This is a genomic window from Streptomyces sp. NPDC054883, from assembly GCF_053610645.1.
This window is the reverse complement of the sequence record NZ_JBSGYT010000001.1, coordinates 341,009-366,177: the sequence shown is the minus strand read 5'-3', so window position 1 is coordinate 366,177 and position 25,169 is coordinate 341,009. Positions and strand designations below refer to the sequence as shown.

At 74.8% G+C, this 25,169-nt stretch carries 24 protein-coding genes; 14 read left to right on the top strand and 10 right to left on the bottom strand.

Features of this window, described 5'->3' with window-relative positions:
- The first annotated feature begins 15 nt into the window (after window positions 1–15).
- Window positions 16–876: an endolytic transglycosylase MltG gene (gene mltG, locus ACWGH1_RS01735; protein WP_453352725.1), complete on the top strand. Its 861-nt coding sequence runs from the start codon at window positions 16–18 to the stop codon at window positions 874–876.
- 21 nt (window positions 877–897) lie between these two features.
- On the opposite strand, the gene ACWGH1_RS01730 is transcribed toward mltG, so the two are convergent.
- From ACWGH1_RS01730 to ACWGH1_RS01710, 5 genes are all read right to left on the bottom strand, one after another.
- Window positions 898–2,019 (bottom strand): FAD-dependent oxidoreductase, encoded by a 1,122-nt coding sequence (locus tag ACWGH1_RS01730; RefSeq protein ID WP_453352724.1) that lies wholly within the window; start codon window positions 2,017–2,019, stop codon window positions 898–900.
- 48 nt (window positions 2,020–2,067) lie between these two features.
- A complete protein-coding gene (locus ACWGH1_RS01725; protein ID WP_453352723.1) occupies window positions 2,068–2,745 on the bottom strand; it encodes an HAD family hydrolase in 678 nt (225 codons plus the stop codon).
- 46 nt (window positions 2,746–2,791) lie between these two features.
- Entirely contained in the window at window positions 2,792–3,271 is a 480-nt protein-coding gene (locus ACWGH1_RS01720; protein WP_453352722.1) for an Lrp/AsnC family transcriptional regulator, read from the bottom strand.
- Between the two features lie 91 nt (window positions 3,272–3,362).
- Window positions 3,363–4,100: a DUF1365 domain-containing protein gene (locus ACWGH1_RS01715; protein WP_453352731.1), complete on the bottom strand. Its 738-nt coding sequence runs from the start codon at window positions 4,098–4,100 to the stop codon at window positions 3,363–3,365.
- Entirely contained in the window at window positions 4,094–5,377 is a 1,284-nt protein-coding gene (locus ACWGH1_RS01710; RefSeq protein WP_453352721.1) for an NAD(P)/FAD-dependent oxidoreductase, read from the bottom strand. Before ACWGH1_RS01710 ends, ACWGH1_RS01715 begins: the two co-directional genes overlap by 7 nt.
- 236 nt (window positions 5,378–5,613) lie before the next feature.
- On the opposite strand from ACWGH1_RS01710, the gene ACWGH1_RS01705 reads away from it, so the two are divergent.
- From ACWGH1_RS01705 to ACWGH1_RS01695, 3 genes are read left to right on the top strand one after another with little or no spacing between them, the layout of a single operon-like run.
- Window positions 5,614–7,182 carry an SDR family oxidoreductase gene (locus tag ACWGH1_RS01705; RefSeq protein WP_453352720.1) on the top strand — a complete coding sequence of 523 codons (1,569 nt, stop codon included), beginning with the start codon at window positions 5,614–5,616 and terminating at the stop codon, window positions 7,180–7,182.
- A gap of 16 nt (window positions 7,183–7,198) precedes the next feature.
- Window positions 7,199–8,572: a cryptochrome/photolyase family protein gene (locus ACWGH1_RS01700; RefSeq protein WP_453352719.1), complete on the top strand. Its 1,374-nt coding sequence runs from the start codon at window positions 7,199–7,201 to the stop codon at window positions 8,570–8,572.
- A gap of 45 nt (window positions 8,573–8,617) precedes the next feature.
- Window positions 8,618–9,667, top strand: coding sequence for a MerR family transcriptional regulator (locus tag ACWGH1_RS01695; RefSeq protein WP_453408360.1), 1,050 nt, complete (start codon window positions 8,618–8,620; stop codon window positions 9,665–9,667).
- On the opposite strand, the gene ACWGH1_RS01690 is transcribed toward ACWGH1_RS01695, so the two are convergent.
- Complete coding sequence (locus ACWGH1_RS01690; RefSeq protein ID WP_453356799.1) at window positions 9,588–10,211, bottom strand: RNA polymerase sigma factor; 624 nt, start codon at window positions 10,209–10,211, stop codon at window positions 9,588–9,590. The two genes, ACWGH1_RS01695 and ACWGH1_RS01690, sit on opposite strands and share 80 nt — an antisense overlap.
- Before the next feature lie 127 nt (window positions 10,212–10,338).
- Between ACWGH1_RS01690 and ACWGH1_RS01685 the strand changes: the two genes are divergently transcribed.
- The 5 genes from ACWGH1_RS01685 (at window position 10,339) to ACWGH1_RS01665 (ending at window position 14,615) form a co-directional block, all read left to right on the top strand.
- The gene (locus ACWGH1_RS01685; RefSeq protein WP_453356800.1) at window positions 10,339–10,932 is read left to right on the top strand and encodes a histidine phosphatase family protein; all 594 of its coding nucleotides are present in this window, start codon (window positions 10,339–10,341) and stop codon (window positions 10,930–10,932) included.
- 91 nt (window positions 10,933–11,023) lie between these two features.
- A complete protein-coding gene (locus ACWGH1_RS01680; protein ID WP_453408336.1) occupies window positions 11,024–12,550 on the top strand; it encodes an APC family permease in 1,527 nt (508 codons plus the stop codon).
- A gap of 31 nt (window positions 12,551–12,581) precedes the next feature.
- Window positions 12,582–13,004: a universal stress protein gene (locus tag ACWGH1_RS01675; RefSeq protein WP_453352472.1), complete on the top strand. Its 423-nt coding sequence runs from the start codon at window positions 12,582–12,584 to the stop codon at window positions 13,002–13,004.
- Between the two features lie 112 nt (window positions 13,005–13,116).
- Entirely contained in the window at window positions 13,117–13,659 is a 543-nt protein-coding gene (locus tag ACWGH1_RS01670) for a winged helix-turn-helix transcriptional regulator (RefSeq protein WP_453352470.1), read from the top strand.
- A complete protein-coding gene (locus ACWGH1_RS01665) occupies window positions 13,656–14,615 on the top strand; it encodes a ketopantoate reductase family protein (protein WP_453352469.1) in 960 nt (319 codons plus the stop codon). The genes ACWGH1_RS01670 and ACWGH1_RS01665 overlap by 4 nt, the downstream gene beginning before the upstream one ends.
- Here ACWGH1_RS01665 and ACWGH1_RS01660 read toward each other — a convergent pair.
- Window positions 14,579–14,779 (bottom strand): DUF5988 family protein, encoded by a 201-nt coding sequence (locus ACWGH1_RS01660; RefSeq protein ID WP_389658622.1) that lies wholly within the window; start codon window positions 14,777–14,779, stop codon window positions 14,579–14,581. The two genes, ACWGH1_RS01665 and ACWGH1_RS01660, sit on opposite strands and share 37 nt — an antisense overlap.
- Window positions 14,780–14,924: 145 nt before the next feature.
- Here ACWGH1_RS01660 and ACWGH1_RS01655 point away from each other — a divergent pair, with 145 nt between their 5' ends.
- The 5 genes from ACWGH1_RS01655 to ACWGH1_RS01635 all read left to right on the top strand — a co-directional run bounded on the left by ACWGH1_RS01655 (window position 14,925) and on the right by ACWGH1_RS01635 (window position 22,014).
- Complete coding sequence (locus ACWGH1_RS01655; RefSeq protein ID WP_453408335.1) at window positions 14,925–16,991, top strand: SpoIIE family protein phosphatase; 2,067 nt, start codon at window positions 14,925–14,927, stop codon at window positions 16,989–16,991.
- Window positions 16,992–17,031: 40 nt separating this feature from the next.
- The gene (locus tag ACWGH1_RS01650; RefSeq protein WP_453352467.1) at window positions 17,032–17,775 is read left to right on the top strand and encodes a PP2C family protein-serine/threonine phosphatase; all 744 of its coding nucleotides are present in this window, start codon (window positions 17,032–17,034) and stop codon (window positions 17,773–17,775) included.
- A gap of 273 nt (window positions 17,776–18,048) precedes the next feature.
- Window positions 18,049–19,539 carry an FUSC family protein gene (locus ACWGH1_RS01645; protein WP_453352471.1) on the top strand — a complete coding sequence of 497 codons (1,491 nt, stop codon included), beginning with the start codon at window positions 18,049–18,051 and terminating at the stop codon, window positions 19,537–19,539.
- A 211-nt stretch (window positions 19,540–19,750) separates the two neighbouring features.
- Window positions 19,751–20,890, top strand: a complete 1,140-nt coding sequence (locus ACWGH1_RS01640; protein WP_453352466.1) for a nitric oxide synthase oxygenase — start codon at window positions 19,751–19,753, stop codon at window positions 20,888–20,890.
- A gap of 53 nt (window positions 20,891–20,943) precedes the next feature.
- Entirely contained in the window at window positions 20,944–22,014 is a 1,071-nt protein-coding gene (locus ACWGH1_RS01635) for a lactonase family protein (protein ID WP_453352465.1), read from the top strand.
- Window positions 22,015–22,086: 72 nt separating this feature from the next.
- Here ACWGH1_RS01635 and ACWGH1_RS01630 read toward each other — a convergent pair whose 3' ends face one another.
- From ACWGH1_RS01630 to ACWGH1_RS01620, 3 genes are all read right to left on the bottom strand, one after another.
- Window positions 22,087–23,007 carry a sirohydrochlorin chelatase gene (locus tag ACWGH1_RS01630; RefSeq protein ID WP_453352464.1) on the bottom strand — a complete coding sequence of 307 codons (921 nt, stop codon included), beginning with the start codon at window positions 23,005–23,007 and terminating at the stop codon, window positions 22,087–22,089.
- 130 nt (window positions 23,008–23,137) lie between these two features.
- Entirely contained in the window at window positions 23,138–23,824 is a 687-nt protein-coding gene (locus ACWGH1_RS01625; protein WP_453352463.1) for a uracil-DNA glycosylase, read from the bottom strand.
- A 31-nt stretch (window positions 23,825–23,855) separates the two neighbouring features.
- On the bottom strand, window positions 23,856–24,947 hold the full coding sequence (locus tag ACWGH1_RS01620; protein ID WP_453408334.1) for a WD40/YVTN/BNR-like repeat-containing protein: 1,092 nt from the start codon (window positions 24,945–24,947) through the stop codon (window positions 23,856–23,858).
- Window positions 24,948–25,169: the final 222 nt, after the last annotated feature.

The window sequence follows — 25,169 nt, the reverse complement described above, 5'->3', positions numbered from 1 at the left end:
GGTTAGCGTGCCCGCATGCGTCATGGCTACCGGTCGTCGCAGCGCCGCTCCCGGCTCACCCGCCGGGGCCGGATGGCGCTCCTCCTCGGCACGCTCCTCGGCCTCGGGCTCGGGGCCGCGGTCCTGATCCCGTTGCTGCGTCCCGACGCGCCGGAGCCGGAGCAACCACGCAGGCTGCTGATCCCCGAGGGACACCGGGCCGCCCAGATCTACGCCGCCATCGACCGGGAACTGAACCTGCCCGCGGGCTCCGCACGGTCGGCCGTCGCCACGGCCGGGTTGGACCTGCCCCCGGAGGCGAAGGGCAACCCGGAGGGCTACCTCTTCCCGGCCACGTACCCGGTGACCGCGAACTCCACCCCGGCCACGCTGCTCAGGGCGATGGTGGGGACGGCGAACCGGAAGCTGGCCACCCCGGCCGTCGCGGCCGCGGCCACGGCCCTCGGCATCACCCCGTACCAGACCGTCGTCCTGGCCAGCATCATCGAGGCGGAGGCCGACACCCGCGCGGACATGGGCAAGGTCGCCCGGGTCGTCCACAACCGGCTGGCGCGGTCGATGCCGCTCCAGATGGACTCCACCCTCCATTACGCGCTGAACCGCAGGACGGTCGACACCACCCTCGGCGAGACCCGGCTCGACACCCCCTTCAACACCTACCGGCGCCAGGGCCTGCCGCCCACTCCCATCGACAGTCCCGGCCTCGACGCCATGGCGGCGGCGGTCACGCCCCCGCCCGGCGACTGGCTGTTCTTCGTCACCGTGAAACCCGGTGACACCCGCTTCTCGACGACGTACGAGGAACACCAGAAGCACGTCGCGGAGTTCAACGCACTGCGCGCCGCGGCGACCGGCAAGGCCCCCCGCCCGGACTAGCGGGAACGTGCGCGGGACGGCTCAGCGGGCGACGGCCCCCGTCAGGGCCGGACGGTTTCCAGGGATCGCGGCGGTTCCGCGGGCCAGGAGGCGGCGGATCTCGCGGACGGCGGCGCCGCCCGCGCGGTTGGCCCCGATGGTGGAGGCCGAGGGGCCGTAGCCGACCAGGTGGATCCGCTCGTCGCGGACCGCCCGGGTGCCCGCCAGCCGGATGCCGCCGCCCGGTTCCCGCAGGCGCAGCGGAGCCAGGTGGTCGACGGCCGCCCGGAATCCGGTGGCCCACAGGATCACGTCGGCTTCCTCGCTCCGCCCGTCGGCCCAGGCGACGCCGGCCGGGGTGATCCGGTCGAACACCGGCCTGCGCTCCAGCACCCCCGAATCCAGCCCGGCCCGTACGGCATCGTTCAGCGCCAGTCCGGTCACACTGACCACGCTCTGCGGGGGCAGCCCGCGCCGCACCCGCTCCTCGACCAGCGCCACCGCCGCCCGGCCCTCGGCCGCACCGAAGCCGGAGTCGCGGAACACCGGCGGGCGGCGCGTCACCCAGGTGGTCCCCACCGCCACCTCGGAGATCTCCAGCAGGTGCTGCACCGCCGAGGTGCCGCCGCCCACGACCACCACCCGGGCCCCGACGAACGCGGCCGGCCCCGGGTAGTGCGCGGTGTGCAGCTGGCGGCCCCGGAAGGTCTGCCGGCCCGGATAGCGGGGCCAGAACGGCCGCTCCCAGGTGCCGGTGGCGTTGATCAGCGCCCGCGCGGACCACCGCTCGCCGGACGCCGCCTCCACCAGCAGCCGCCCGTCCGAGCCGTTCCGTACCGCCGTGACGGCCACCGGGCGGCGCACGCGCAGGCCGAACCGGTCCTCGTACGCGGCGAAGTATTCCCCGATCACCTCGGCGGACGGCCGCAGCGGGTCCGCGCCGGTCAGCTCCATGCCGGGCAGCGCGTGCATGCCGTGCACCTTGCCGTACGTGAGGGTGGGCCAGCGGAACTGCCAGGCCCCGCCGGGGCGGGGCGAGCGGTCCAGGACGACGTGGCCGATGCCCGCCCGGGCGAGGTGGTAGGCGCCGGACAGGCCCGCCTGCCCCGCGCCGATGACCACCACGTCCACTGCCGCCGGGTCCCGCTCCGCGAAGTCGTTCACGGTTCTACCAACCCCGGACCGGGCCGCCCTCTTCCCCCCGACCGGGAATCAGGCAGCCCGGTGCTCGCCGAGCCATTCGTAGGCGGTCTCCACGTCGAACTCCCCCGGTCCGCCGCGGAAGAGCAGCCCCGCCGAGGTGAAGGCCGGGTGGTGGGCGGCGGCCGCCACGGAGGGGATCGCCAGGCACTCCATGCCCGCCGCACGGGCGGCCTCCGCGCCCGGCGCCGCGTCCTCGACCACCACGCAGTCGGCGGGCTCCGCGCCGAGCCGTCGGGCCGCCTCCAGGAACACGTCCGGGGCGGGCTTCCCGCGCGCGACCTCCTCGGCCGAGACCGTGACGCTCAGCAGCGCGTCCAGGCCGGTCCCGGCCAGCACGGCTTCGATCGCCTCGCGCGAGGAGCCGGACGCCACCGCCATGGGAACGCCGTCGGCGTGCAGCCGCTCCACGAACCTGCGCATCCCGGGGAACGTCCGGGTCCCCGCACGGGCCAGGTCCAGATAGGCGGCGTTCTGCTCCGCCAGCAGCCGCGCGACCGGCGCGCGCAGCCCGTACCGCTCCTTGAGGATCTCCAGCGTCTCCATCGTCCCGATGCCGATGAGGGGAGCGTGCTGCTCCCAGGTGAAATCGGGGACGCCGTGCCGCTCCAGGGTGCGTCGCCCGGACTCGTAGTAGTTCGGCTCGCTGTCCACGAGGGTGCCGTCGAGATCGAATATGACGGAAAGCATCCGTTCTGCCCGTTCTGCCGGTCGTGTACGTGTCGCGACCATCTTGTCAGGGTTTGCCCGCTGCTCTTCCCACTGCCTCGACCAGCGGGAGCAGCCGGTGCGGCACCCGCTCGCGCAGAGCGACCTCGGTACGGGTGCGGACGACACCCGGAAGCCGGATGAGCCGCTGGATGACGTCCTCCAGGTGCGCGTTGTCCCTGGCCGCCACCCGGGTCAGCAGGTCCCCGCCACCGGTGATGGAGAACGCCTCGATGATCTCCGGCACCGCCGCGAGGGCGTCACCCACCTCGTCCAGGTGGCCCTGGGTGACTTCGATGTGGACGAAGGCCAGCACCGGGTGGCCGAGCGCGGCGGGGGACAGGAAGGGACCCGTTCCGGTGATCACCCCGGTGCGCTCCAGCCGGTCCAGCCGAGCCTGCAGGGTGCCGCGCGCGACGCCCAGCAGCCGGGCGTACTCCCGCACGCTGGTCCGCGGCTGCTCGATCAGCAGGCGCAGGATCCGGGTGTCGAGCTCGTCCACCGCCATGCCGCGAGCCTACCAACGGCCCCGCCACCGGGGACGGCGCCGCCCTGGTCCGGGAGCAGGGCGGCCCCCCAGGGGGGCGACGGCGACGCGTTCACGTCACACCTTCCTGGGGATCGTGCCGGGGCCGCGGCAGCAGCGGCAGGCCGCGCAGCCACAGCCGGACGACGTGGTAGCGGATGCCCACCGCCACTGCCGCGGTGGGCCAGGGGTGGCGCAGCGAGGCCCGCAGCAGCCCCCGCACTCCGGCGGCCCGGCGCGAGCCCCGCACCGTCGCCGTCAGCCGGGTGCCGTCCGCCCCGCCCGAAAGGCCCACGCTCAGGGCCAGGCGCTCGCCCGGCACGGGGAGCCGCATCCGGTAGTCGCCGTCCACCTCCAGGAAGGGCGAAACGCAGAACTCCTTGGCCACCCGGGCCGTCCCCTCCGCGACCTGCGGGCCCAGGAGGTAGCAGTGCCGCTCGCCGTACGTGTTGTGCACCTCGGCGACGACCTGGCGCAGGGTCCCGTCCGGCGCGTGGCACCAGTACACCGACAGCGGGTTGAAGACGAAACCGAGTACCCGGGCGTTCGCCAGCATCAACACCGTCGAGCCCGGCGGGAGTGCGGCGCCGCGCGCGGCGAGGAACCGTTCCAGCCCGGCCCGGATGCTCGGCGGGCGGCCGCCGAAGTGGTCACGCGGGTCGAACCGGGCCAGGGAGCGCAACGGAGCCGGGAACCGTGGCAGTTCATCGAGGTCCACCAGCCACAGGTAGGTGCGGTGACGCAGCGCGTACGCCTGCTCCCCGGAGCGCACGTGCCGGACGTCCGCCTCGTACACCGTCGCCTTCACCAGGACACCCCCAGCGCGGCGGCCGCCTCCACGCCCGACCGGCAGCCGTCCTCGTGGAACCCCCACCCGTGGTAGGCACCCGCGAAGGCCGTCACCGGACCCGACAGATCGGGCAGCAGCCGCTGGGCCGCCACCGACTCCGGCGTGTACACGGGGTGCTCGTAGGCCATCTCGGCCAGCACCAGCTCCGGCCGCACCCCGTCGTCGGCGTGCAGGGTCACCAGGTACCGCTCCGGCGCGTCCAGCCCCTGGAGGCGGTTCATGTCGTAGCTGACGCGGACCCGGGCGTCGTGCGGGTCGCAGCCGGACAGCCGGAAGTTCCAGCTGCCCTGCGCCCCGGCCGAGCGCGGCAGCACCGAGGCGTCGGTGTGCAGCACCGTCCGGTTGCGGGAGTAGAGGAAGGCGCCGAGCACCGACCGTTCGGCGTCCGTCGGGTCCGCCAGCAGCCGCAGCGCCTGGTCCGCGTGGACGGCGACGACCACCGAGTCGTAGGTGACGGCGCCGTCGGCGGTGGAGACGCGGACCCCGTCCGCGGTGCGCGCCAGCGCCCGTACGGGGGTGCCCGCCCGGACCGCGTCCGCGCCCAGCCGCCCCCGCAGCCGCTCGACGTACCGTGCCGAACCGCCCTCGACCGTCCGCCAGTGCGGGGAGCCGCCCACCGAGAGCATCCCGTGGTGGGCCAGGGAGCGGAACAGGTACCGGGCGGGGTAGCGCAGCGCCGTGCGCGGCGGACAGGACCACACCGACGCCACCAGCGGTAACGCGAAGTGGGCGGTGAAGTAGGGTCCGAAACCGCACTCCCGCAGGAAGCCGCCCAGGGTGACCTCCGCCGAGACGGCCGGGGTCGCCAGCAGCAGCCGGGCCTGCCGGCGGAAGAGCGGCACTTGGGCCAGCATGCGCAGATAGGCGGGCCGCGCCGGCGACCGCAGCCGGGCCGGCAGCCCGCGCGGTCCGCGCGGGCCGGCGTACTCCAGCCCACAGCCGTCGCACCGCACCGAAAGGCTCATCGTGGTCGCCCGGGTGGCCACGCCCAGTTCCCCGAACAGCCGCAGCAACTGGGGGCAGGCGCGGTCGTCGTGCACGACGAACCCGGAGTCCACCCCGCGCACGCGGCCGTCCCGGCCCGCCAGCCCATGGGTGTGGGCGTGGCCGCCCAGCCGGGCGTCGGCCTCGTACACGGTCACCTCGTGCGAGCGGGCCAGTACGTAGGCCGCCGTCAGCCCGGAGACACCACCGCCGACGACGGCCGTACGCGGCCGTGCTCGTCCTCGCTCGGTCATCGTGTCCTCCTTCCGGCGGTTGGTTCGGAGCCGGAACGGGCGCGGATGGCCTGCGGACGCCCCCGGGGCGGCCCGCACGCCGCCTGCGCGTCCGGGCGCATCCGCGCCCGAGTGCATCCGGCGCCGCCCGGCGCGCGGAATCCCCTACGGAATGCCGAGCGCGAACCCGTGCGGAATCCTGTACGGGGGCCCGGGAGCGGGGGCAGGAGAGCGGAGACAGTCATGACGGGACAGCGATGACGGGCGGCGGATCCCTCCACTGCCTGGTCACCGGGGCGACCGGCTACATCGGCGGCCGGCTGGTGCCGGAGCTCCTGGACGCCGGACACCGGGTGCGCTGCCTGGCCCGGGCGCCGGGGAAACTGCGCGACCACCCCTGGGCGGGCCGGGCCGAGGCGGTGCGCGGCGACGTCACCGACCCCGGATCGGTCGCCGAGGCGATGCGCGGGATCGACGTCGCCTACTACCTCGTGCACGCCCTCGGCTCCGGCTCCGGCTTCGAGGACCGCGACCGCGAGGCCGCGCACGTCTTCGCGGAACAGGCCCGGGCGGCCGGGGTGCGGCGCATCGTCTACCTCGGCGGCCTCACTCCGGAGGGCATCCCGCGCCCGGAACTCTCGCCGCACCTGCGCTCCCGCGCGGAGGTCGGCGAGATCTTCCTCGCCTCCGCCGTACCGGCCACCGTCCTGCGCGCCGCCGTCATCATCGGCTCCGGCTCCGCCTCGTTCGAGATGCTGCGCTACCTGACCGAGCGGCTGCCCGTCATGGTCACGCCCAGCTGGGTCGGCACGCGCTGCCAGCCCATCGCCGTCCGCGACGTGCTGCGCTACCTCGTCGGCAGCGCCGGCATGCCGCCCGAGGTCAACCGGGCCTTCGACGTCGGCGGCCCGGACGTGGTCACCTACGAGGAGATGATGCGCCGCTACGCGGAGGTCGCGGAGCTCCCCAAACGGCTCATCATGCGGGTCCCGATGCTCACCCCCGGGCTCTCCAGCCACTGGATCGGCCTGGTCACCCCCGTCCCGAGGGCGCTGGCCCGGCCGCTCGCCGAGTCCCTGCGGCACGAGGTGGTCTGCCACGAGCACGACATCGCCGCCTACGTACCCGACCCGCCCGGCGCCCCGCTCTCCTTCGACCGGGCCCTGGTGCTCGCCCTCCAGCGGGTGCGGGAGGCCAAGGTGACCACCCGCTGGTCCTCGGCCGGCGTCCCCGGGGCGCCCAGCGACCCGCTGCCCACGGATCCGGACTGGGCGGGCGGCAGCCTCTACACCGACCGCCGGGAGCTGTCCGTCGACGCGTCGCCCGCCGCGCTGTGGCGGGTGGTCGAAGGGATCGGCGGGGACAACGGCTGGTACTCCTTCCCGCTGGCCTGGGCCGTACGGGGCTGGCTCGACCGGCTCGTCGGCGGGGTCGGCATCCGGCGCGGCCGCCGGGACGCGGCCAGGCTGCGTGTGGGCGACAGCCTCGACTTCTGGCGGGTGGAGGAGATCGAGCCCGGCGCCCTGCTGCGGCTGCGCGCCGAGATGCGGCTGCCCGGCCTGGCCTGGCTGGAACTGCACGCCGACCCCGACCCGGCGGACCGCCGGCGATCGCGCTTCCGCCAGCGCGCGCTGTTCCATCCGCGCGGGCTGCTCGGCCACATGTACTGGTGGAGCGTGTCCCCCTTCCACGCCGTGGTGTTCGGCGGAATGGCGCGCAACATCGCCAAGGCCGCCGAGCGGCTGGAACGCGGAATGCCGAAGGACGCATCCGTTCCGGCGGCCGGCGCCGAAGTACCCGGCGCGAGCAGTAGCCCCCAGCCCTGAGCCGGAGCGAGAACCCATGAACGTCGCGGTGGTCCTGTACACCTCCGACCTGCGCGTGCACGACCATCCGCCGCTGCGCGCCGCACTGTCCTCGTGCGACCAGGTGGTCCCGCTCTTCGTCCGCGACCGGGCCATCGAGGAATCAGGGTTCGGCGCGCCCAACCGCCGCGCCTTCCTCGCCGACTGCCTCGCCGGGCTCGACGACGCACTGCACGAGCGCGGCGGCCGCCTGGTGATCCGCTCCGGCGACGCCGTCCGGGAAGTGCTGGCCCTCGTGAGGGAGTCGGACGCCGACGAGGTGCACATGGCGGCCGGGGTGAGCGCGTACGCCCACTCCCGCGAGGAACGGCTGCGCGCCGCCCTCGAAGCGGAAGGCCGGCGGCTGTACGTGCACGACATGGTGGTGACGGCCGTGGCCCCCGGCGCCCTGCGGCCCGCCGCCTCCGACCACTTCTCCGTCTTCACCCCCTACCTGCGCTGCTGGACGCAGCAGCCCCCGCGCGCCGTCACGGCCGCCCCGCGCGCGCTGCGGGTGCCCGGCTCCCTGCGCTCCGATCCGGTGCCCGAACGCGCCGCCGTCACCGGGATCTCCCCGGCGCTGGCGCGCGGCGGCGAACGCGAGGGCCGCCGGCTGCTGGCCGCCTGGCTGCGCACGGGCGTCGACGGCTACCACGACGCCCACGACGACCTGGCGGGCGACGCCACCTCCCGGCTCTCCCCCCACCTGCACTTCGGCACCGTCTCGGCCGCCGAGGCCGTCCAGCGCGCCCGTGCCGTCAAGGGCCCCGGCGCCGAGGCGTTCGTCCGGCAGCTGTGCTGGCGCGACTTCCACCACCAGGTGCTCGCCGCCCGCCCCGGCGCGGCCGCCCACGACTACCGCGCCCGGCAGGACCGCTGGCGCGGCGGCCCCGGCGCCCAGGAGGAGATCCAGGCCTGGAAGGAGGGCCGCACCGGCTATCCCGTCGTCGACGCGGCCATGCGCCAGCTTCGCCACGAGGGCTGGATGCACAACCGGGGCCGGCTGCTGGCGGCGAGCTTCCTCGCCAAGACCCTGTACGTGGACTGGCGGATCGGCGCCCGCCACTTCCTGGACCTGCTCGTGGACGGGGACCTGGCCAACAACCAGCTGAACTGGCAGTGGGTCGCCGGCACGGGCACCGATACCCGGCCCAACCGTGTCCTCAACCCGGTCCGCCAAGGCCTGCGCTACGACCCCGACGGCGCCTATGTCCACCGCTGGGTGCCCGAACTCGCGGGACTGCCCGCGCCCCGGGTGCACGAACCGTGGCGGCTGCCCGCGGCGGAGCGCGCCCGGTACGACTACCCCGCGCCGGTGGTGGAACTCGCCGACGGGCTCGCCCGTTTCCGGCAGGGGCGGGGGAGCGGGTGACCCCCTCGTGGCGCTCCGGCGCCCTATCGTGAGCGGGTGGATCCAGTGCCGCCCCGCGACCCAGTGCCGCCCGCCGACTCCGCGCCGCCCGCCTCCGATCCGCCGGCGCTGCCCGCCGCCGCGCTGAGTACCGGCGCCGTCGCCCGCCGCCTCGGGGTCTCGCCGACCACGCTGCGGTCCTGGGAGCGCCGGTACGCCATCGGCCCCGCCCGCCGCGAGGACGGCCGGCACCGCCGCTGGACCCCCGCCGACATCGCCCGCCTGGAACTGATGTGCCGTCTCACCGCACAGGGCGTGCCCCCCTCGGCGGCGGCCGGGGCCGCGCTCGGCGCAGCCCCCGGCGGCTCCGCGGCGGCCCGCCCGGCGGCCGTGACGCCGGGCGGGTCCACCGCCCTTCCGCTCGGGGAGGTGCGGGCGGAATGCAGGGGGCTCGCACGGGCCGCCGTACGGCTGGACGCGCCGGCGGTGGAGCACCTGCTGGACACCGCGCTGGCGGAGCTCGGGCCCGTCGCCGCGTGGGAGGAGGTCATCGCGCCGACCCTGCACGCCGTGGGCCGCAAGTGGGCGTCGGCGGGGGAGCGTTACGTCGAGGTGGAGCACCTGCTGTCCTGGCACGTCTCCGGCGCCCTGCGCCGGCTGCGGCCCGCACCCCGACGGCACGGGGTGCCGCCCGTGCTCCTGGCCTGCGCCCCGGCGGAGCAGCACAGCCTGCCCATCGAGGCGCTGGCCGCCGTGCTCGGGGAACGGGGCCTGCCCGCCCTGATGTTCGGCCCGGCCCTGCCCGCCGAGGCGCTGCGCGAGGCCGTACGCCGTACGGGCCCCCGCGCCGCCGTGCTCTGGTCCCAGTCGGGTGCCACCGCGGACCGCGCCCTGGCCCGGGCGGTCGCCCGCATCGAATGGGGGCCGCACGGCGCCCGCGGGCACTCGGCGCTGCTGCTGGCGGGGCCCGGCTGGGGTACGGGGCCGCCCGGCCCGCGTACCGAGCGGCTGTTCGGCCTGCGCTCCGGCCTCGCCGTCATCGAGCGGCTCGTGACGGCGCCGGATCCCCGAGCGACCGGCGCAGGACCTGCAGCGCCCGGCGCATGTGGCTCTTGACGGTGCCCAGCGGCAGCCCGGTGCGGTCCGCGATCTGGGACTGGGTCAGGTCCCCGTAGAACGCCAGCCACAGCACGCGCTGCTGGGCCGCGGGCAGCCGGGCCAGTTCCCCGAGCACCAGCAGTCGGTCCAGCGCCTGTTCGGGCTCCGGTGGGGCGTGGGCGGCGGGAGAGCGGATGTGTTCGTGCAGCGCGTGCGCGGCGGCCGCGGCGGCCCGGGTCCGCCGGGTCCGGGCCTCCAGCGCGTCGGCCACCTTGTGGCGGGTGATGCCCGTGAGCCAGGCGCCGAGCCCGCCGGGGCCGGGGCGGTACTGGCGCCGGCCGCGCCAGGCGGCGAGGAAGACCTGCTGGGTCACGTCCTCCGCCTCACGGTCGTCACCCAGAGCGCGGCGCGCGAGGGAGTGCACCAGCGGCCGCCAGCGGCGGTAGGCCGCCTCCATGGAACGCTCGTCACCCGCCGCGAAGCCGGCCGCTATGCGGGCGTCCTGGGCCGGGCCGCCGCTCGTGCGGGCCGCCCGGGCCTGCTCGTGGATCAGGTCGTCCATGGACCGAGCCTGGCCAGCGGGGCCCCTCCGCCCAACTCGCACCGTTTCCGCATCGAATCACGGCCCGCGGCGTACATGACACGCCCCGGTCACCCTGTCGGCGCCGTGGACCGTCTAGGGTCCAAGGATGAGCGACTTGTTGCTGGTGAGACACGGCGAGACGGCGTGGAGCGCCACCGGGCGGCACACCGGTCTGACCGACGTACCGCTGACCGCGCGCGGTGTCGAGGAGGCCATCTCCCTCGCCCCGTTCTTCCGGGAGCGGCATCCCGCCCTGGTCCTGACCAGTCCGCTGCGCCGGGCCGTGGCCACCGCGGAACTCGCCGGCTTGTCCGGCGGTACCACCGATCCCGACCTGCACGAATGGGACTACGGCGGCTACGAGGGCATCACCACGGCCGAGATCCGGCGGACCCGGCCGGACTGGTCGCTGTGGACCGACGGGGTCCCGCCCGGCGACGCCGAGCACCCCGGGGAGAACGCGGAGCAGGTCGGCGCCCGCGCCGACCGCGCGCTGGCCCGGGTCGACAAGGTCCTCCGCGAGGACCGGGGCGACGCCGTCGTCGTCGCCCACGGCCACTTCCTGCGCGTCCTGACGGCGCGCTACCTCGGTCTGGCCCCGCAGGACGGACGTCTGTTCCTGCTGCGCACCGGCACGGTCGGCGTCCTGTCCACGGAACACGGCCTGCCGGTCGTCGCCGGCTGGAACACCCGCCCCTGAGCCCGCACGCGGCGCCGCGCCGCGCCCGGCCGCCTGCCCGGGCCCGCCGTCCCGCCTCGCGCCCCGCCGCCCCGTGCCCGAGCATGCGTATATGGCGCAGGACGGTACGGGCGGCGGCGGTCGGGAGCAGCGCACCGCGGAGGCCGGCGCGGGGCTCAAGGCCGACGCGATCGGTTTCCTCGACGCACTCGTCATCGGCCTGAACTCCACCTCGCCCGCCTACTCGCTGGCCGCCGTCCTCGGCCCCATCGTCGCCGTGGCCGGCATCTACGCGCCGGGCGTCATGCTGGCGTCCTTCGTACCGATGCTGCTGATCGCCGCCGCCTTCTACTACCTCAACAAGGTCGACCAGGACTGCGGGACCACCTTCTCCTGGGTGACGCGGGCCATGGGCCCCTGGGCGGGCTGGTTCGGCGGCTGGGCGATCACCATGACCGGCGTCCTCGTCATCGGCTCGCTCGCGGACGTCGCGGTGCGCTTCGGGCTGCTCGCCGCCGGCCTCGACGGCCTCGCCGGGAACGAGGCGGTCCGCCAGACGCTCGCCGTCGTCGTCATCCTGGCCATGACCGCCGTCTGCGTCATCGGCACCGAGATGTCCGCCCGGCTCCAGGACGTGCTGATCCTGGCCCAGGTGTTCTTCCTCCTGGTCTTCGCGGTGGTCGCCCTGTACCGCGTCTACGCGGGCACCAGCAGCCTCGACTCGATCGAACCGTCCGTCGACTGGCTCAACCCCTTCGGAGCGGGCGGCGCCGCGCTCACCGGCGGACTGCTGCTCGGTGTGTTCATCTACTGGGGCTGGGAGTCCGCGGTCAACCTGACCGAGGAGGTCGAGGACTCCGCCACCGCGCCCGGAAAGGCGGGCATCTGGTCGACCGTCGTGCTGCTGGTGACCTACCTGTCCGTCGGGTACGCCGTCGTGGCCTACGCCGGGACCGGATTCCTGGCGCAGAACGCGGGCGGGGAGGAGGCCGTCTTCGGCGTGCTCGCCCACGAGGTGATGGGCGGCTGGGACTGGGTGGTGCTCCTCGCGGTCTGCACCTCCGCGCTCGCCTCCACCCAGACCACGATCATCCCCGCCTCCCGCACCGCCCTGTCGATGGCCCGCCGGCACGCGCTGCCGCCGGCGCTCTCGCGCATCCACCCCCGGTTCCAGACCCCGGACGTGAGCACCTGGTGGGTGGCCGGCATCGCCATCGGCTGGTACCTCGTGGTCAACCGGATCAGCGAGAACGCGCTCCTCGACTCGCTCACCGCGCTCTCGCTGCTCATCGCCTTCTACTACGCGCTCACCGGCCTGGCCTGCGCCGTGTACTACCGGCGCCACCTGCTGGAGAGCCCGCACAACTTCCTGCTGATCGGGGTCGGCCCGGTCGTCGGCGCCGGAATGCTGACCTGGCTGCTGGTGGAATCCGTCGACGACATGTCGGATCCGCAGAAGTCGGCCGGCGGCGTCTCCTGGCTGGGCATCAGCCCGCCGCTGTTCATCGGGATCGGCATCGCCGTCGTCGGAGTGCTGGTCATGTGCTTCTGGCGGATCCGGGACGGGCGCTTCTGGCAGGAGCGGCGCGGGGTGGCCGACCCGGCGCTCGTCCCGGGGCGGCACCGGCCGTCGCCCTGAGGGCGTGGACCGGGAAAGGGAGGAGTACGCGATGTCCGTGGTTTTGGGGTACGACGAATCGCCCGGCGCGGAACGGGCCCTGCGGGTCGCCCTGGAGGTCGCCGCCGCCTTCGGCGAACCCCTCGTCCTCGTCTTCGGCGCGGCCGCGCCGGGGGCCGGCGGGGAGGAGTACCGGGCCCACCGCGAAGCCGTCCGCCAGGCCGGCCGCAGCGCACTGGCCCGGGCCGTCGCGGCCGCCGACGCGGCGGGCGTCCCCTCGGCGGTCGAGGTGGCCGACGAGAAGCCGGCCCAGGCCCTCCTCGACGCCGCCGAGCGCCACGGGGCGCGGGTCATCATCGTCGGCACCTGGGGGGACAGCCCCATCCGCGGCGCGCTCCTCGGCTCGACGCCGCACAAGCTGCTGCACCTGTCGCCGGTACCGGTGCTGTGCGTGCCGACGGAGCAGCCGGCCTAGTCCCGTGACCGTAGGCGGGTTCGGCTTCGCGCGCCGGGTGCGGGTCGGAACGGGGCGGCAGGGCCGCACATTTGTTGGTTCGGTCACCGAACTGACGGGATAGGGTGCGGACATGACGCTGCCACGCAACTACCGCGGCCAGGCCTGCTCGCTCTCCCGCGCGATGGAGGTCGTCGGAGAGCGCTGGACCCTGCTGATCGTGCGCGACGCCTTCTTCGGGGTGCGGCGGTTCGGCGACTTCGCCGCCCATCTCGGCGTCCCGCGCGCCGTCCTCACCGACCGGCTCGCCCTCCTGACCGAGGCCGGAGTGCTGGCCCGCGTGAGCGAGGGGGCCCCGCGGGAGGGATACGTGCTCACTCCCAAGGGCGTCCGGCTCTGGCCGGCCGTCCGGGCCCTGTCCCAGTGGGGCGAGGAGCACCGCCCCGCGCCCGGTGGCCCCCGCCGCGTGTTCCGGCACGCCACCGATGACGCGCCCGTCGGCGAGGACGGCCGCTGTGCGGGCTGCGGAGCGGCCGTGGACGTCGCGGAGCTCCTCGTCGCACCCGGCCCGGGGCTGCCCGCGCCGTCCGCCGGCGACGACCCCGTCACCGCGGCCCTGCACCGGCCCCACCGGCTGCTGCGGCCGATACCCCTCACGAAAGGATCCCGGGCATGAAAATCCTGACTGTCGGCGCCGGCGCCACCGGCGGCTACTTCGGCGCCCGCCTCGCCCAGGCCGGACAGGACGTCACCTTCCTCGTCCGGCCCCGGCGGGCCGCGGCCCTGACCTCGCGCGGGCTGCGCGTCACGGGGCTCGGGGAGGAACTCGTGCTGCGGCCGCCGCTGGTGACGGCCGATGCGCTGGAGGGCACCTACGACCTGGTCCTGCTGTCGGTGAAGTCGACGGCGCTCGACCAGGCGGTACGCGACCTCGCCCCGGCCGTGGGCCCCGGCACCGCGATCGTGCCGCTGCTGAACGGCATGGCCCATCTCGACCTGCTGGCGCGGCACTTCGGGGAAGGGGCGGTACTCGGCGGAGTGGCCAAGGTGGTCACCACCCTGGACGAACACGGCGACATCGTCCGCATGGCCCCGCCCTCCGCGGTCCTCACCGGGGAGCGCGACGGCCGGTCCTCCGGCCGCGCCGAAGCCGTCCGGGCCGTGCTGACCGGCGCGGGCATCGACAGCCCCGAAGTCCCCGACATCGTCGCCGCCATGTGGCACAAGTGGGTCTTCATCACCACCCTGGCCGCGGTGACCTGCCTGATGCGCGGCTCGGTGGGCGAAGTCAGCGCCGCTCCGGGCGGCCCCGGACTGGGCCGGGCCGTCCTCGCCGAGGCCGCCTCCGTCGCCGCCGCGGCGGGACACCCGGTCCCCGGGGGCGAACTGGACTCCACCGCCCGCACGGTGACCGCGCCCGGCTCACCTCTCACCCCGTCGATGTACCGGGACCTGCTCGCCGGCCGCCCCACCGAGGTCGAGCACGTATTCGCCGACCTCACCACCCGCGCCCGCGCCCTGAACGTCCCCACGCCCCTCCTGGACCTGGCCACGCTCCACCTCCGCGTGGCCCAGCGGCGGACCGGCCGCCGAGCTCACTCGGCGATTTCCGTGCGCTCCCACCACTCGTAGACGGGAACCCGTCCCTGCGGGGCGTCCCGGAACCGGGACGTGGCCCTGAAGTGCTCGTATCCGCCGCGGTGCGCCACCTTCACGTCCTCGCCCGGTGCCGGGGCCGGGACGAGCCGCTCCGGAAGGTCGTCCGGGCCGCCCTCGAGGGCCGCCGTGGTCGCCATGGCACCAGTCTCGCCACCCGCCCGGCCCGGCGCACCTCGGCGGGCCGCCGACCGGCCCGACGGGCAGAATTGAAGGGGCCGCCCGAGCCCGCCGCACGGGCGCCGGAGAGCCACCGTCGCGCGCGGCGCGCAGAAGGGGGCAGCGATGCCACCGGACCGGGAAGGGGGCGGCGAGCCGGATCCCGGCCCCGTCTGGTCGGAACCCGGCTCGCTGCTGGAGCACGTTCCGGTCGCCGTCCTCGGCATCGACGACGCCGACCGGATCTGCTACTGGGGTCCCGGTGCGCGCGGCCTCTTCGGCCACGAGGCCGCGGCCGTCCTGGACCGGCCCGCGACGACGCTCTTCCCGGACCCCGGCGCGGCCGCACTGCTCGCCGGACGCGCCCGCACCCTCGGGTACTGGCGCGTCCGGCTGCCCGCGCTCCACCGGGACGGCTCGGTGTTCGACTGCGGCTTCCGCGTCTTCCCGCTCACCGGCAGCACGGGCCGCTCCGTGGTGCTGGGCCTGGCGAGCAGGAGCGTCGAGCTGGACCGGGTCAAGACCAACCTGGCCTTCCTCGACGCGCTCTTCGAGACCTGTCCGATCGGCCTGGTGCTGCTCGACGAGGAACTGCGCTACGTCCACCTCAACCAGGCCCTCGCGGACATGGACGGCATCCCCCTGGCCGGCCACCTCGGCCGCCGGATGACGGACATCATGATCACCTCCGACGCCGGGGAGTACGAGCGCCTGCTGCGGTCCGTCGCCCGGGAGGGCCGGACCGTGGTGGACACCCTCGTCGGCCTGCGCACCCCAGGCCACCCGGACCGGGATCAGGTGCGGTCGGTGAGCCTGTTCCCGCTGAGCGGTGCGGTCGGCACCCGACGCGGGTTGGGCGGCCTGCTGGTGGACGTCACGGACCGGGAACGGGCCATCATGGAGGCCACCGCCGCCCGGCAGCGGCTCGCGCTCCTGGACCGCGCCGCCGCCCGCATCGGCACCACGCTGGACCTGAACGTCACCGCGCGCGAGCTGGTCGAGGCGGTGGTCCCGGAGTTCTGCGACGCCGCCGTGGTGGAACTGGTCCAGTGGATGCACGAGCCGGAGGTCTTCGACCCCCGGCTGCCGCTCGTCACCCACCGGATCGCGCACGGCACCAACCTGCCCCCGCCCGCCGAGGAGCTGGTGGGCGGCCTGGAACAGGTCACGTACCCGCCCGGCTCCAGCATCCACGCGATGCTCGAGACGGGCCGCCCGCTCTGCGTCGCGGTGAACGAAGAGTTCGTGACCAGCACCGTCGCCCACCAGGAACGGGCCCGGCTGCTCCTGGGCAGCGGCATCGAGGGCATCCTCATGGCACCGCTCGTCGCCCGCGGCACCGTCCAGGGCATCACCATGTTCGGCCGCTCCGCCGCCCGCCCCCCCTTCGCCGAGCCCGACCTCAGCCTCGCGGGCGAGCTGGCCTCGCGCGCCGCCCTGTGCCTGGACAACGCCCGCCTCTACGGCCGGGTCCAGGACATCGCGCTCACCCTCCAGCGCGCGCTGCTGCCCAGCGCCCCCGTCTCCGGCCCCTACGCCGCCATCGCCCACCGCTACCTGCCCGGCAGCCGGGGCACCGAGGTCGGCGGCGACTGGTACGACGTCATCCCGCTGCCCGGTGACGAGCTGGCACTGCTCGTCGGGGACGTGATGGGACACGGCGTCCCGGCCGCCGCCGCCATGGGCCGGCTCCGCATCACGGCCAAGACGCTCGCCCGGCACACCCGCGACCCCGAAGCCCTGCTCACGGAACTCGACGACTGCGCGCAGGAGGCCGGCATCCAACTCGCGACGTGCCTGTACATCCGCTACGACCCCCACACCGGCCGCGCGCGCGTCGCCAGCGCCGGACACCCCCCGCCCCTGCTGCGCCACCCCGACGGAACCGTGGAGAAGATCGGCGACGTCCTGGGCGTCCCGCTCGGCGTGGGCGGCGTACCGTTCCGCTCGACCGGGACGCGGATCCCCGACGGCGCCGTCGTCGCCCTCTACACCGACGGGCTCGTGGAAGCCCGCGGCCAGGACATCGACGCGGGCATCGACGCCCTGTGCGCCGAGCTGCGCGCCCCCGTGGACCGCCTGGAGGAGGCGGCGGACCGCATCCTGTCCAACCTGCTGCCCGACCCGGCGACGGACGACACCGTGCTCGTCCTCGCCCGGCTCCGCCGGGCCCCTCCCGCGGGGCCACAATGAGAGGGGCGGGTCCCCCGCGGGCGCCGGAGAGGCGGAACCGATGCCGTACGCAGCAGTCAGCGCACTGAGCCACGCAGGGCTGCTGCGCGAGCACAACGAGGACAGCCTGGTCATCGGGCCCTGGACGCTGTGCGCCACCGAGACCCGCAACCCGCAGCTGCTGGTGTTCCCCCTCGGTGCGCCGCTCGTCGTCGCGGTCGCCGACGGCATCGGCGGGCAGCCGGCCGGCGAGGTGGCCAGCGCGCTCGTGGTACGGCGGCTCGCGGAGCTCGGGCCGTCGCTGGACGGCGAGGGGGCCGTCCGCGAGGCGCTGGAACTGTGCAACCGCGCGGTGTACGACGCCGCCGGGCGCGCACCGGAGCTGGCCGGCATGGGCACCACCGTCGCCGGTACGGTCGTCCTGCCCGAGTCCGTGCTGACCTTCAACGTCGGCGACAGCAGGGTCCTCGACGCCTCGGACGGGGCGCTGCGCCAGGTGAGCGTCGACGACAGCCCCCCGTTGCCGCCGGGCCGCCGGACCACCTCCCTGATCACCCAGGCCCTCGGCGGCGCCCGCGGGTTCCAGGCCGTCACGCCGCACGTCCGTACGTACCCGCTCGACGTCGGCGGCCGTTACCTGATCTGCACGGACGGGCTGACCGACCCGGTCCCCGAGGACGTCCTGGACGGGGTGCTGCGCGACCACGACGACGGCCGCGCCGCCTTCGAGCTGTGGAAGGCCGCCATCGAGGCCGGGGGGCCGGACAACATCACCCTGGCGCTGCTGCGCATCGGCGAGGCGTGACGTGCCTGGTCCGTTGGCATCCGGTGGCCGGCGCAAAGTCCTTTCGGCCGTACCAATGGTCCAGCATGACGGCCACCGGTTGAGCCAGCAGGCCTCCGGATGGTTACCTGTGTCGTATCCATGTAACTGACGGCGCCACGCAGCGCCGGACGGCAACGAGGCCGCTCCGGACCGTGGCGCCTTCGCCGTGCCCGTACGCCGCCCACCACCCCGGGCGGACAGCGGGCCCGGCGCGCACCATCGCAAGGGGGGCGGCACACCGCCGTGAAGAGGATGTTCGTGGCTCCGGATCCGGGGCTGATGAGACTGCGGAACTCGCTGCGCGCGGTCGTCGGAGTGGGACTCGCCGTCGCCGCGGCCCAAGCCGTCGGGCTCTCGCTGACCGCCTCCATCACCGGGGGACTGGCCGCCCTGCTCGCGCTGTTCACCGTGCTCGACGCGACCGTGCGCGCCCAGCGGGTGACCACCGTCCTGCTTCCCGCCGCCGGATTCCCCGTCCTCGCCCTGGCCACCGCCCTGCACGGGCTGCCCCTCGCCCGCGACCTGGCCTTCCTCGCGGTCGTCTTCGCCGGTGTCTACGCCCGCCGCTGGGGGCCGCGCGGCCACGCCCTCGGCATCTTCGCGTTCATGAACTTCTTCATCACCCAGTTCCTGCACGCGGTGCCCGCCCAGCTGCCCGAGCTGTTCGCCGCCGTCGGACTGGCCCTGCTCGCGGCCGGCGCCGCGCGGTTCGTGCTCTGGCCCATCGAGCGCCGCACACCGCCCCCCGCCGCCCCGCCGGGCCTTCCCGGGACCGGCCTGGCCCGACCCACCACCCGGCAGGCCTTCCAGGCCACCGCCGCCTGCGCCTTCGCGCTCGGCATCGGGCAGGCCCTCTCCGAAGACCGCTGGTACTGGGCGGTGGGCACCGCCTGGTGGATCTTCGTGAACACCGCCTCGCGGGGCGAGACGCTCGTCCGCGGCTTCCGCCGGGTCGTCGGGACCGTCACCGGTATCGCCGCCGGACTGCTGATCGCCGTACCGCTGCACGGCGCACCGGCGCCGACCGCCGCGCTGGTCGCCGTATGCGTCTTCGGGATCTTCTACACCGCCGCGCCGTCGTACTCGTGGATGATGTTCTTCGTCACCGTGATGGCCGGACTGCTCTACGGGCTCCTCGGCGTACTGCACCCCGGCCTGCTCCTGCTGCGCTTCCAGGAGACCGCCATCGGCGCGCTCGGCGCCGCCCTCGCCGTGGTGCTGGTGCTCCCCGTCACCACGCACGCCGCCAACGACGCCTGGATCCAGCGGGCCCTGCACTGCGTACGGGCCTCAACGGCGGCCTCCCTCGACCGCCTCGCCGGCCACCCCGACGCGGACCCGGCCCCGCACGCCGCCGAACTCGAACTGCTGCTGGGCCGGGTACGGATGGCGCTCGCGCCCCTGGTGCATCCGCTGAGCCCGCTGCGCGCCCGCAAGGCCCGCGCCCGGCAGGTCCTGGAGCTGCTCGACGCGTGCGCGCGCGAGGTGCGGGGCCTGGTGGCCGTCGCCGCCGACCCGCAGGCCTCGCACGACGCCCGGCTCGCCGCCGCGTGCTGGCGGGTCGAGGCGGCGGTGGAGGCGCTGACCGCCCCGCAGGACGGCGTCCACCCCGCCGTTCCGGCGAACGCCACCGCCCCGGCGGAGCCGGCCCTCGCGCACCTGCACGGCCTGGAGCACGCCCTCGTGGCACTGCACGTCCCGCTGCGCACCCACCCGCGCGCCCCGCTCGTCGTCGGCGCCTGAGCCCTGGCGCCGACCGGATTCGAACAGGCGCGTATGTTACGCAGCTTGAAGCCCGGCCTCCCGGCCCGCCCGTGGAGACCACCCGGAGGAGTGTTCCGGCCGTCACCCACCCGCGCCGCTGACCTGCCCCGTGTACAACGGGTGATGTTCACAGCACATTCATTCGGCATGTACAGGGTGGATCTGAACGGACAGGGGGTAACGGCCCGGAATGGAAATTCTTGAACAGCGCTCGGGCACCGCTCAGCTGTGGGAAGCCGCCGAGGAGTTCATCCGGCTCTTCCACCGGGAGAACCCGGAAGCCGGAGATCCGCAGGCCCGGCTGGCGGCCGTGCGCGCCGAACTCGACGGGACCGGAACCTACCGGCACACCGAGGCCGAGCTCGTCCACGGCGCCCGGGTGGCCTGGCGCAACAGCAACCGCTGCATAGGCAGGCTCTACTGGAACTCGCTGCGGGTCCGCGACCGCCGCGGGCTCACCGACGCCGACTCCGTCGCCGAGGAGTGTTTCGCGCACCTGCGGGAAGCGACCAACGGCGGCCGGATCCGGCCCACCATCACGGTCTTCGCCCCCGACACCCCGGGCCGCCCGGGACCGCTCATCTGGAGCGAGCAGCTCATCCGCTACGCCGGATACGGCGACCACCCCTCCATAACCGTCGGCGACGCCCGCAGCGCCCCGCTCACCAGAGCCCTGCTCGACCTCGGCTGGCCGGGCGGTCCCGGCTCCCCCTTCGACCTCCTGCCGCTCGTCGTCCAGGGCGTGGACGACAAGCCCCGCTGGTTCGAGACGCCGGCCGACGCCGTGCTGGAGGTGCCGATCCGCCACCCCGACGGCCCTGACCACTGGGACGACTGGGGCCTGCGCTGGCACGCGGTCCCCGCCATCTCCAACATGTGCCTGGAGATCGGCGGCATCCACTACCCGGCCGCGCCGTTCAACGGCTGGTACATGGGCACCGAGATCGGAGCCCGCAACCTCGCCGACAGCGACCGGTACAACCTGCTCCCCGCTGTTGCCCGCAGGCTGGGCCTCGACACCTCCAGCGACCGCTCGCTCTGGAAGGACCGGGCGCTGGTGGAGCTGAACCGGGCTGTCCTGCACTCCTTCGACGAGGCCGGGGTGAGCATCTCCGACCACCACACCGAGTCCCGGCGGTTCCTGTCGCACCTGGAGCGCGAGGAGCGCAAGGGCCGCGAGGTGGGCGCCGACTGGTCCTGGATCGTGCCGCCGATCTCCGGAGCGGCCACCCCGGTCTTCCACCGCACGTACGAGGACCGGCCGAGCAGCACTACGTACGTCCACCACGCCGGGGCCCACGAACGGGCCAAGGGACGGGACTTGGTCTAGACCTTCTGTTACCGTCGTTGCGACCGGATCCGGGACGGCGGAATGAGGCACCTGTGGATGGCGCGCGCAGCACGGACCAGGGCGGCGGACACCGGGCCTACATCGGCTCGTTCACCTCGGGGGGCGGCCGCGGCATCACCACCGCGGCCGTGGATCCGGCCACCGGGGCGCTGACGCCCCTGGCGGTCACCGGGACGGCCCGGAACCCTTCGTGCCTCGTTCTCGCCCCGGACCGGGGAGTGCTCTACGCCGTGAGCGAGGCCGAGCAGGGAGCAGTCGCCGCTTTCCTGACCGGCGCCGACGGGCTGACCGCCCACGGCCATCCCGCCCCGGTCGGGGCGTCGGGCCCCACCCACCTGAGCCTCGCCGGGCAGCGGCTGCTCACCGCCAACTACACCTCGGGCAGCGTCAGCATCCTCCCGCTCGACGCGGACGGCATCCCCTCGGGGCCGCCGGCCGTCGTGGCCCACCAGGGCTCGGGACCCGACACCGAACGCCAGGAGGGGCCGCACGCCCACCACGTGACGCCCGACCCGAGCGGCCGCTGGGTGCTCAGCGTGGACCTCGGGACCGACTCCGTACGGGTCCACGCCTTCGACGCGGCCGAAGGCCGGCCGCGCCCGCACGAGGAGACCAAGCTGCGGGCCGGCTCCGGGCCGCGCCACCTCGCCTTCCACCCGGACGGGGAGACGGTCTACGTCCTGCACGAGCTGGAGCCGGTGCTCACCGTCTGCCGCTGGGACGCGCGGGAGGGGCGGCTGGTGCCGACCGCGGAGGTTGCGGTGCTCTCCGAGGAGCCCCCGGCGGGCACCCGGCCCTACCCCTCGGTCGTCGCCGTCTCGCCCGACGGGCGGTTCGCCTGGGCGGCCGTACGGGGCGTCAACACCATCGCCGCCTTCTCCCTCGCCGACGGGGCCGCCAAACCCCGTCTCACCGGGAGCGTGGGCTGCGGCGGCAACTGGCCGCGCGACCTCGTGGTGGACCCCGCGGGGCGCAGGCTGTACGTGGCCAACGAGTGGTCCGGTGACGTCACCTGGTTCGACCTGGACCCGCTGACGGGCGAACCGCGAGCGGCGGGCTCCATCGAGGTGCCGGCCGCCGCCTGTGTGGTCTTCGGGCCGTAGACCCGCACGCACGAGGGGCCCGGGCGCCGGTGACGGCGGTCCGCAGGCCCCTCGTCGTGCCGGGAGAGCCGATCAGTGGGCGGAGGCGCCCAGGGCGATCCCGAGGGCCGCGCTGTACTGCGCCACGGCCAGCTTGCCGAGCGCCGGGTAGGCCCCGAGCACCTCGGCGGTGGCGCAGTCGGCCTCCTTGCACGCGGTGTCGAGCAACCCCTCGGCCGCCTCCGGGCCGATCAGGTACGGCGCCAGGGCGAGCTGCGTCGAGCCTTCGGTGCGCAGCTGCTCGGCGATCGAGGCCACCGAGCCCTCCTGGTCCAGCGCGGCGGCCTTCACCGGCACCGCGAGGCGGGCCGCCAGCAGCATGCCGGTGATCCCGGCGGCCTGGACGGCCTCCTCGCCGCCGGTGGTGGCCAGGATGATGCCGTCGGCGGCGGTGGTGACGGTGAACAGCCGGGCCCGGTCGGCGCGGGCCAGCCCCGCCTCCGAGAGCCGCACGTGCAGCCCCTCGGCGAGCAGCGGGTGCGGACCGAGTACGTCGGCCAGCTCGGCGGCGGCCGAGGAGTCCATCAGTGCCTGGCGGACGCGGCGCAGCAGGTCGCTGTCCGGGCCGACCAGCAGGGGCACGACCACGGCGTCCGGACCGGTGGCCGCGGGCACCTCGTGGCCGGCGGCGCGGGCGAACTCGGCGCGCGCGGCGCGCTCCCGCGCGACGGCGGTGAGCACACCGGCCAGGGACGGGAATTCGGCGCCTTCGGAGTCGTCACCCTCCAGGTAGCCGATCCGGCCGTCCAGGCCGGGCAGCTCGGAGCGGCCGATGCTCAGGATCTCTTCCGCGAGCCCGCGCGAGGCGGCCGAGGGGGCACCGGGCACGGCGAGCACCAGCGCGGGCGCGCCCTCGGGCGCCACCGCGGGCTCGGGGCGGCGGTGCCGTCCGGCAGGGCGGGGTCGCGGCATTCGTACGGGCAGGCCATTTGCGGGCCCAGTGGGGGAGCTCATGGCGCCGCATGCTACTGGTTCATCGGAACCGGTTGTTCAAGCAGGGTCATTTCCGGCGGCTTCTGTCCGTATTTATCCGCTGAATGTGAGACACGGTCGGCTGTAGAGGCCACGTATTGGCCGAAACGGTTCAACCGGCCGTCGGCAGGCGCCAGTCCACCGGAGCGGCGCCCTGGCGCGCCAGCAGATCGTTCACCTTGCTGAACGGCCTGGAGCCGAAGAAGCCGTTGGCGGCCGACATCGGGGAGGGGTGCACGGACTCGACGGCCGGCAGCTCGCCGAGCAGCGGGCGCAGGTTCCGGGCGTCCCGGCCCCACAGCACCGACACCAGCGGCTTCCCGCGCACGGCCAGCGCGCGGATCGCCTGCTCGGTGACCGCTTCCCAGCCCTTGCCGCGGTGGCCGCCGGTCTTGCGCGGGGCGGTGGTGAGCGCCCGGTTGAGGAGCAGCACGCCCTGGCGGGTCCACGGCGTCAGGTCGCCGTTCGCCGGCCGGGGTACGCCGAGGTCCGCGTGCAGCTCGCGGAAGATGTTGTCCAGGCTCGGCGGCCACGGGCTGACCTCGGGCGCCACGGAGAAGGACAGGCCCATGGCATGGCCCGGGGTCGGGTAGGGATCCTGTCCGACGATCAGCACCTTGACCTCGTCGAAGGGCTGCTGGAAGGCGCGCAGCACGTTCGCTCCGGCCGGCAGGTACGTTCTGCCCGCCGCGATCTCGGCGCGCAGGAAGTCGCCCATCGCGGCGACCTGCGCCGCCACCGGCTCCAGAGCCCGGGCCCAGCCCGGCTCGACGATCTCGTTCAACGGTCGTGCTGCCACGGGCAGTCACTCTACTGGCCCATCCGCCGCCCTATCGACGCAGGACCGCCGCCCGCACGCAGAGGACGTCCGGCAGGTGCTCCGCCAGCAACTGCCAGCTGTCCCCGTCGTCATGGCTGGCGTACAGCTCGCCGTTGCGGTTGCCGAAGTAGATGCCCGCCGGATCCGCGTCGTCCGTGCAGAGCGCGTCCCGCAGCACCGTCCCGTAGTGGTCCTCGGGCGGCAGGCCCTTGGACAGCGGTTCCCAGCTCACCCCCGCGTCCCGGGTGCGGAAGACCCGGCAGCGGTGCCCGGCCGGTACCCGGTCGGAGTCGGCGTTGAGCGGGAAGACGTAGGCGGTGTCCCGGCGGTGCGGGTGGGCGGCCACCGCGAAGCCGAAGTCGGACGGCAGGCCGGCGCCGATGTCGGTCCACGCGCCGCCCGCGTCGTCGCTGCGGTAGACCCCCCAGTGGTTCTGGAGGTAGAGCCGGTCCGGGTCGCCGGGATCCCGGGCGATCTTGTGGACGCACTGCCCGAACTCGGGCTGCGGATCGGGCAGGAACACCGCGGAGACCCCGTGGTTGGCCGGGGTCCAGCTCGCGCCGCCGTCCTTCGTGCGGAAGACGCCGGCGGTGGAGACGGCCACCGTGACGGCATCCGGGTCGACCGGGTGGGTGATCACCGTGTGCAGGCCCTCACCGCCGCCGCCCGGCACCCAGCGCGAGCGGGTGGGGTGCTCCCACAGGGGGCGGACCAGCTCGAAGGACTCGCCGCGGTCGGTGGAGCGGAACAGCGCCGCCGGTTCGGTACCGGCGTAGACCACGCCCGGGGCCTCCGGCCCGGCCGGCTGGAGCTGCCAGACCCGCTCCAGCGAGGCGCCGGTGTCCCGCGGGAACTTGACGGCAGCGGCGGCCGGCTCGCGCCAGGTGGCGCCCAGGTCGTCGGAGTGGAAGACGGACGGCCCCCAGTGCGAGCTGTCGCCGCCCGCCAGCAGCCGCGGCGCGGGACCCCGCACGTCGATGGCGACGGCGGACACCGCCTGGGCGTTGAAGTGGGGCCCGTCGAACTCCCAGGGGCCGGCGTCCCCGCGCCGGCCGATGAAGAGTCCCTTGCGGGTACCAGCGAGCAGTAGCACGTCGGGCATGGCCGACACCTCCGGACGTTCTTGTCCTTCACGGCAGCTTTCCGGCCAGTGTGCACCCGGCCGCTGACAGCGGCGCGGAACGGCGGCGCGGCGCGGGGGCCGTGGCCGCGCGGCGGCAGGTAGTACGAGAGTTCTCGTAGTACGAGAGAATTCGTAGTACGGTGCCTCTCGTACTTGCCGCCGGTGTCCCGGCGTGCGTCCCCGGTCACCCCTGGAGATCCT

What these genes read in the sequence shown, in the direction of transcription:
- mltG (WP_453352725.1), top strand. Translation starts at nt 16, where the DNA reads ATGCGTCATGGCTACCGGTCGTCGCAGCGCCGCTCCCGGCTCACCCGC.
- ACWGH1_RS01725 (WP_453352723.1), bottom strand. Translation starts at nt 2,745, where the DNA reads ATGCTTTCCGTCATATTCGATCTCGACGGCACCCTCGTGGACAGCGAG.
- ACWGH1_RS01720 (WP_453352722.1), bottom strand. Translation starts at nt 3,271, where the DNA reads ATGGCGGTGGACGAGCTCGACACCCGGATCCTGCGCCTGCTGATCGAG.
- ACWGH1_RS01710 (WP_453352721.1), bottom strand. Translation starts at nt 5,377, where the DNA reads ATGACCGAGCGAGGACGAGCACGGCCGCGTACGGCCGTCGTCGGCGGT.
- ACWGH1_RS01705 (WP_453352720.1), top strand. Translation starts at nt 5,614, where the DNA reads ATGACGGGCGGCGGATCCCTCCACTGCCTGGTCACCGGGGCGACCGGC.
- ACWGH1_RS01700 (WP_453352719.1), top strand. Translation starts at nt 7,199, where the DNA reads ATGAACGTCGCGGTGGTCCTGTACACCTCCGACCTGCGCGTGCACGAC.
- ACWGH1_RS01690 (WP_453356799.1), bottom strand. Translation starts at nt 10,211, where the DNA reads ATGGACGACCTGATCCACGAGCAGGCCCGGGCGGCCCGCACGAGCGGC.
- ACWGH1_RS01685 (WP_453356800.1), top strand. Translation starts at nt 10,339, where the DNA reads ATGAGCGACTTGTTGCTGGTGAGACACGGCGAGACGGCGTGGAGCGCC.
- ACWGH1_RS01680 (WP_453408336.1), top strand. Translation starts at nt 11,024, where the DNA reads ATGGCGCAGGACGGTACGGGCGGCGGCGGTCGGGAGCAGCGCACCGCG.
- ACWGH1_RS01675 (WP_453352472.1), top strand. Translation starts at nt 12,582, where the DNA reads ATGTCCGTGGTTTTGGGGTACGACGAATCGCCCGGCGCGGAACGGGCC.
- ACWGH1_RS01670 (WP_453352470.1), top strand. Translation starts at nt 13,117, where the DNA reads ATGACGCTGCCACGCAACTACCGCGGCCAGGCCTGCTCGCTCTCCCGC.
- ACWGH1_RS01665 (WP_453352469.1), top strand. Translation starts at nt 13,656, where the DNA reads ATGAAAATCCTGACTGTCGGCGCCGGCGCCACCGGCGGCTACTTCGGC.
- ACWGH1_RS01660 (WP_389658622.1), bottom strand. Translation starts at nt 14,779, where the DNA reads ATGGCGACCACGGCGGCCCTCGAGGGCGGCCCGGACGACCTTCCGGAG.
- ACWGH1_RS01655 (WP_453408335.1), top strand. Translation starts at nt 14,925, where the DNA reads ATGCCACCGGACCGGGAAGGGGGCGGCGAGCCGGATCCCGGCCCCGTC.
- ACWGH1_RS01650 (WP_453352467.1), top strand. Translation starts at nt 17,032, where the DNA reads ATGCCGTACGCAGCAGTCAGCGCACTGAGCCACGCAGGGCTGCTGCGC.
- ACWGH1_RS01645 (WP_453352471.1), top strand. Translation starts at nt 18,049, where the DNA reads ATGTTCGTGGCTCCGGATCCGGGGCTGATGAGACTGCGGAACTCGCTG.
- ACWGH1_RS01640 (WP_453352466.1), top strand. Translation starts at nt 19,751, where the DNA reads ATGGAAATTCTTGAACAGCGCTCGGGCACCGCTCAGCTGTGGGAAGCC.
- ACWGH1_RS01630 (WP_453352464.1), bottom strand. Translation starts at nt 23,007, where the DNA reads ATGAGCTCCCCCACTGGGCCCGCAAATGGCCTGCCCGTACGAATGCCG.
- ACWGH1_RS01620 (WP_453408334.1), bottom strand. Translation starts at nt 24,947, where the DNA reads ATGCCCGACGTGCTACTGCTCGCTGGTACCCGCAAGGGACTCTTCATC.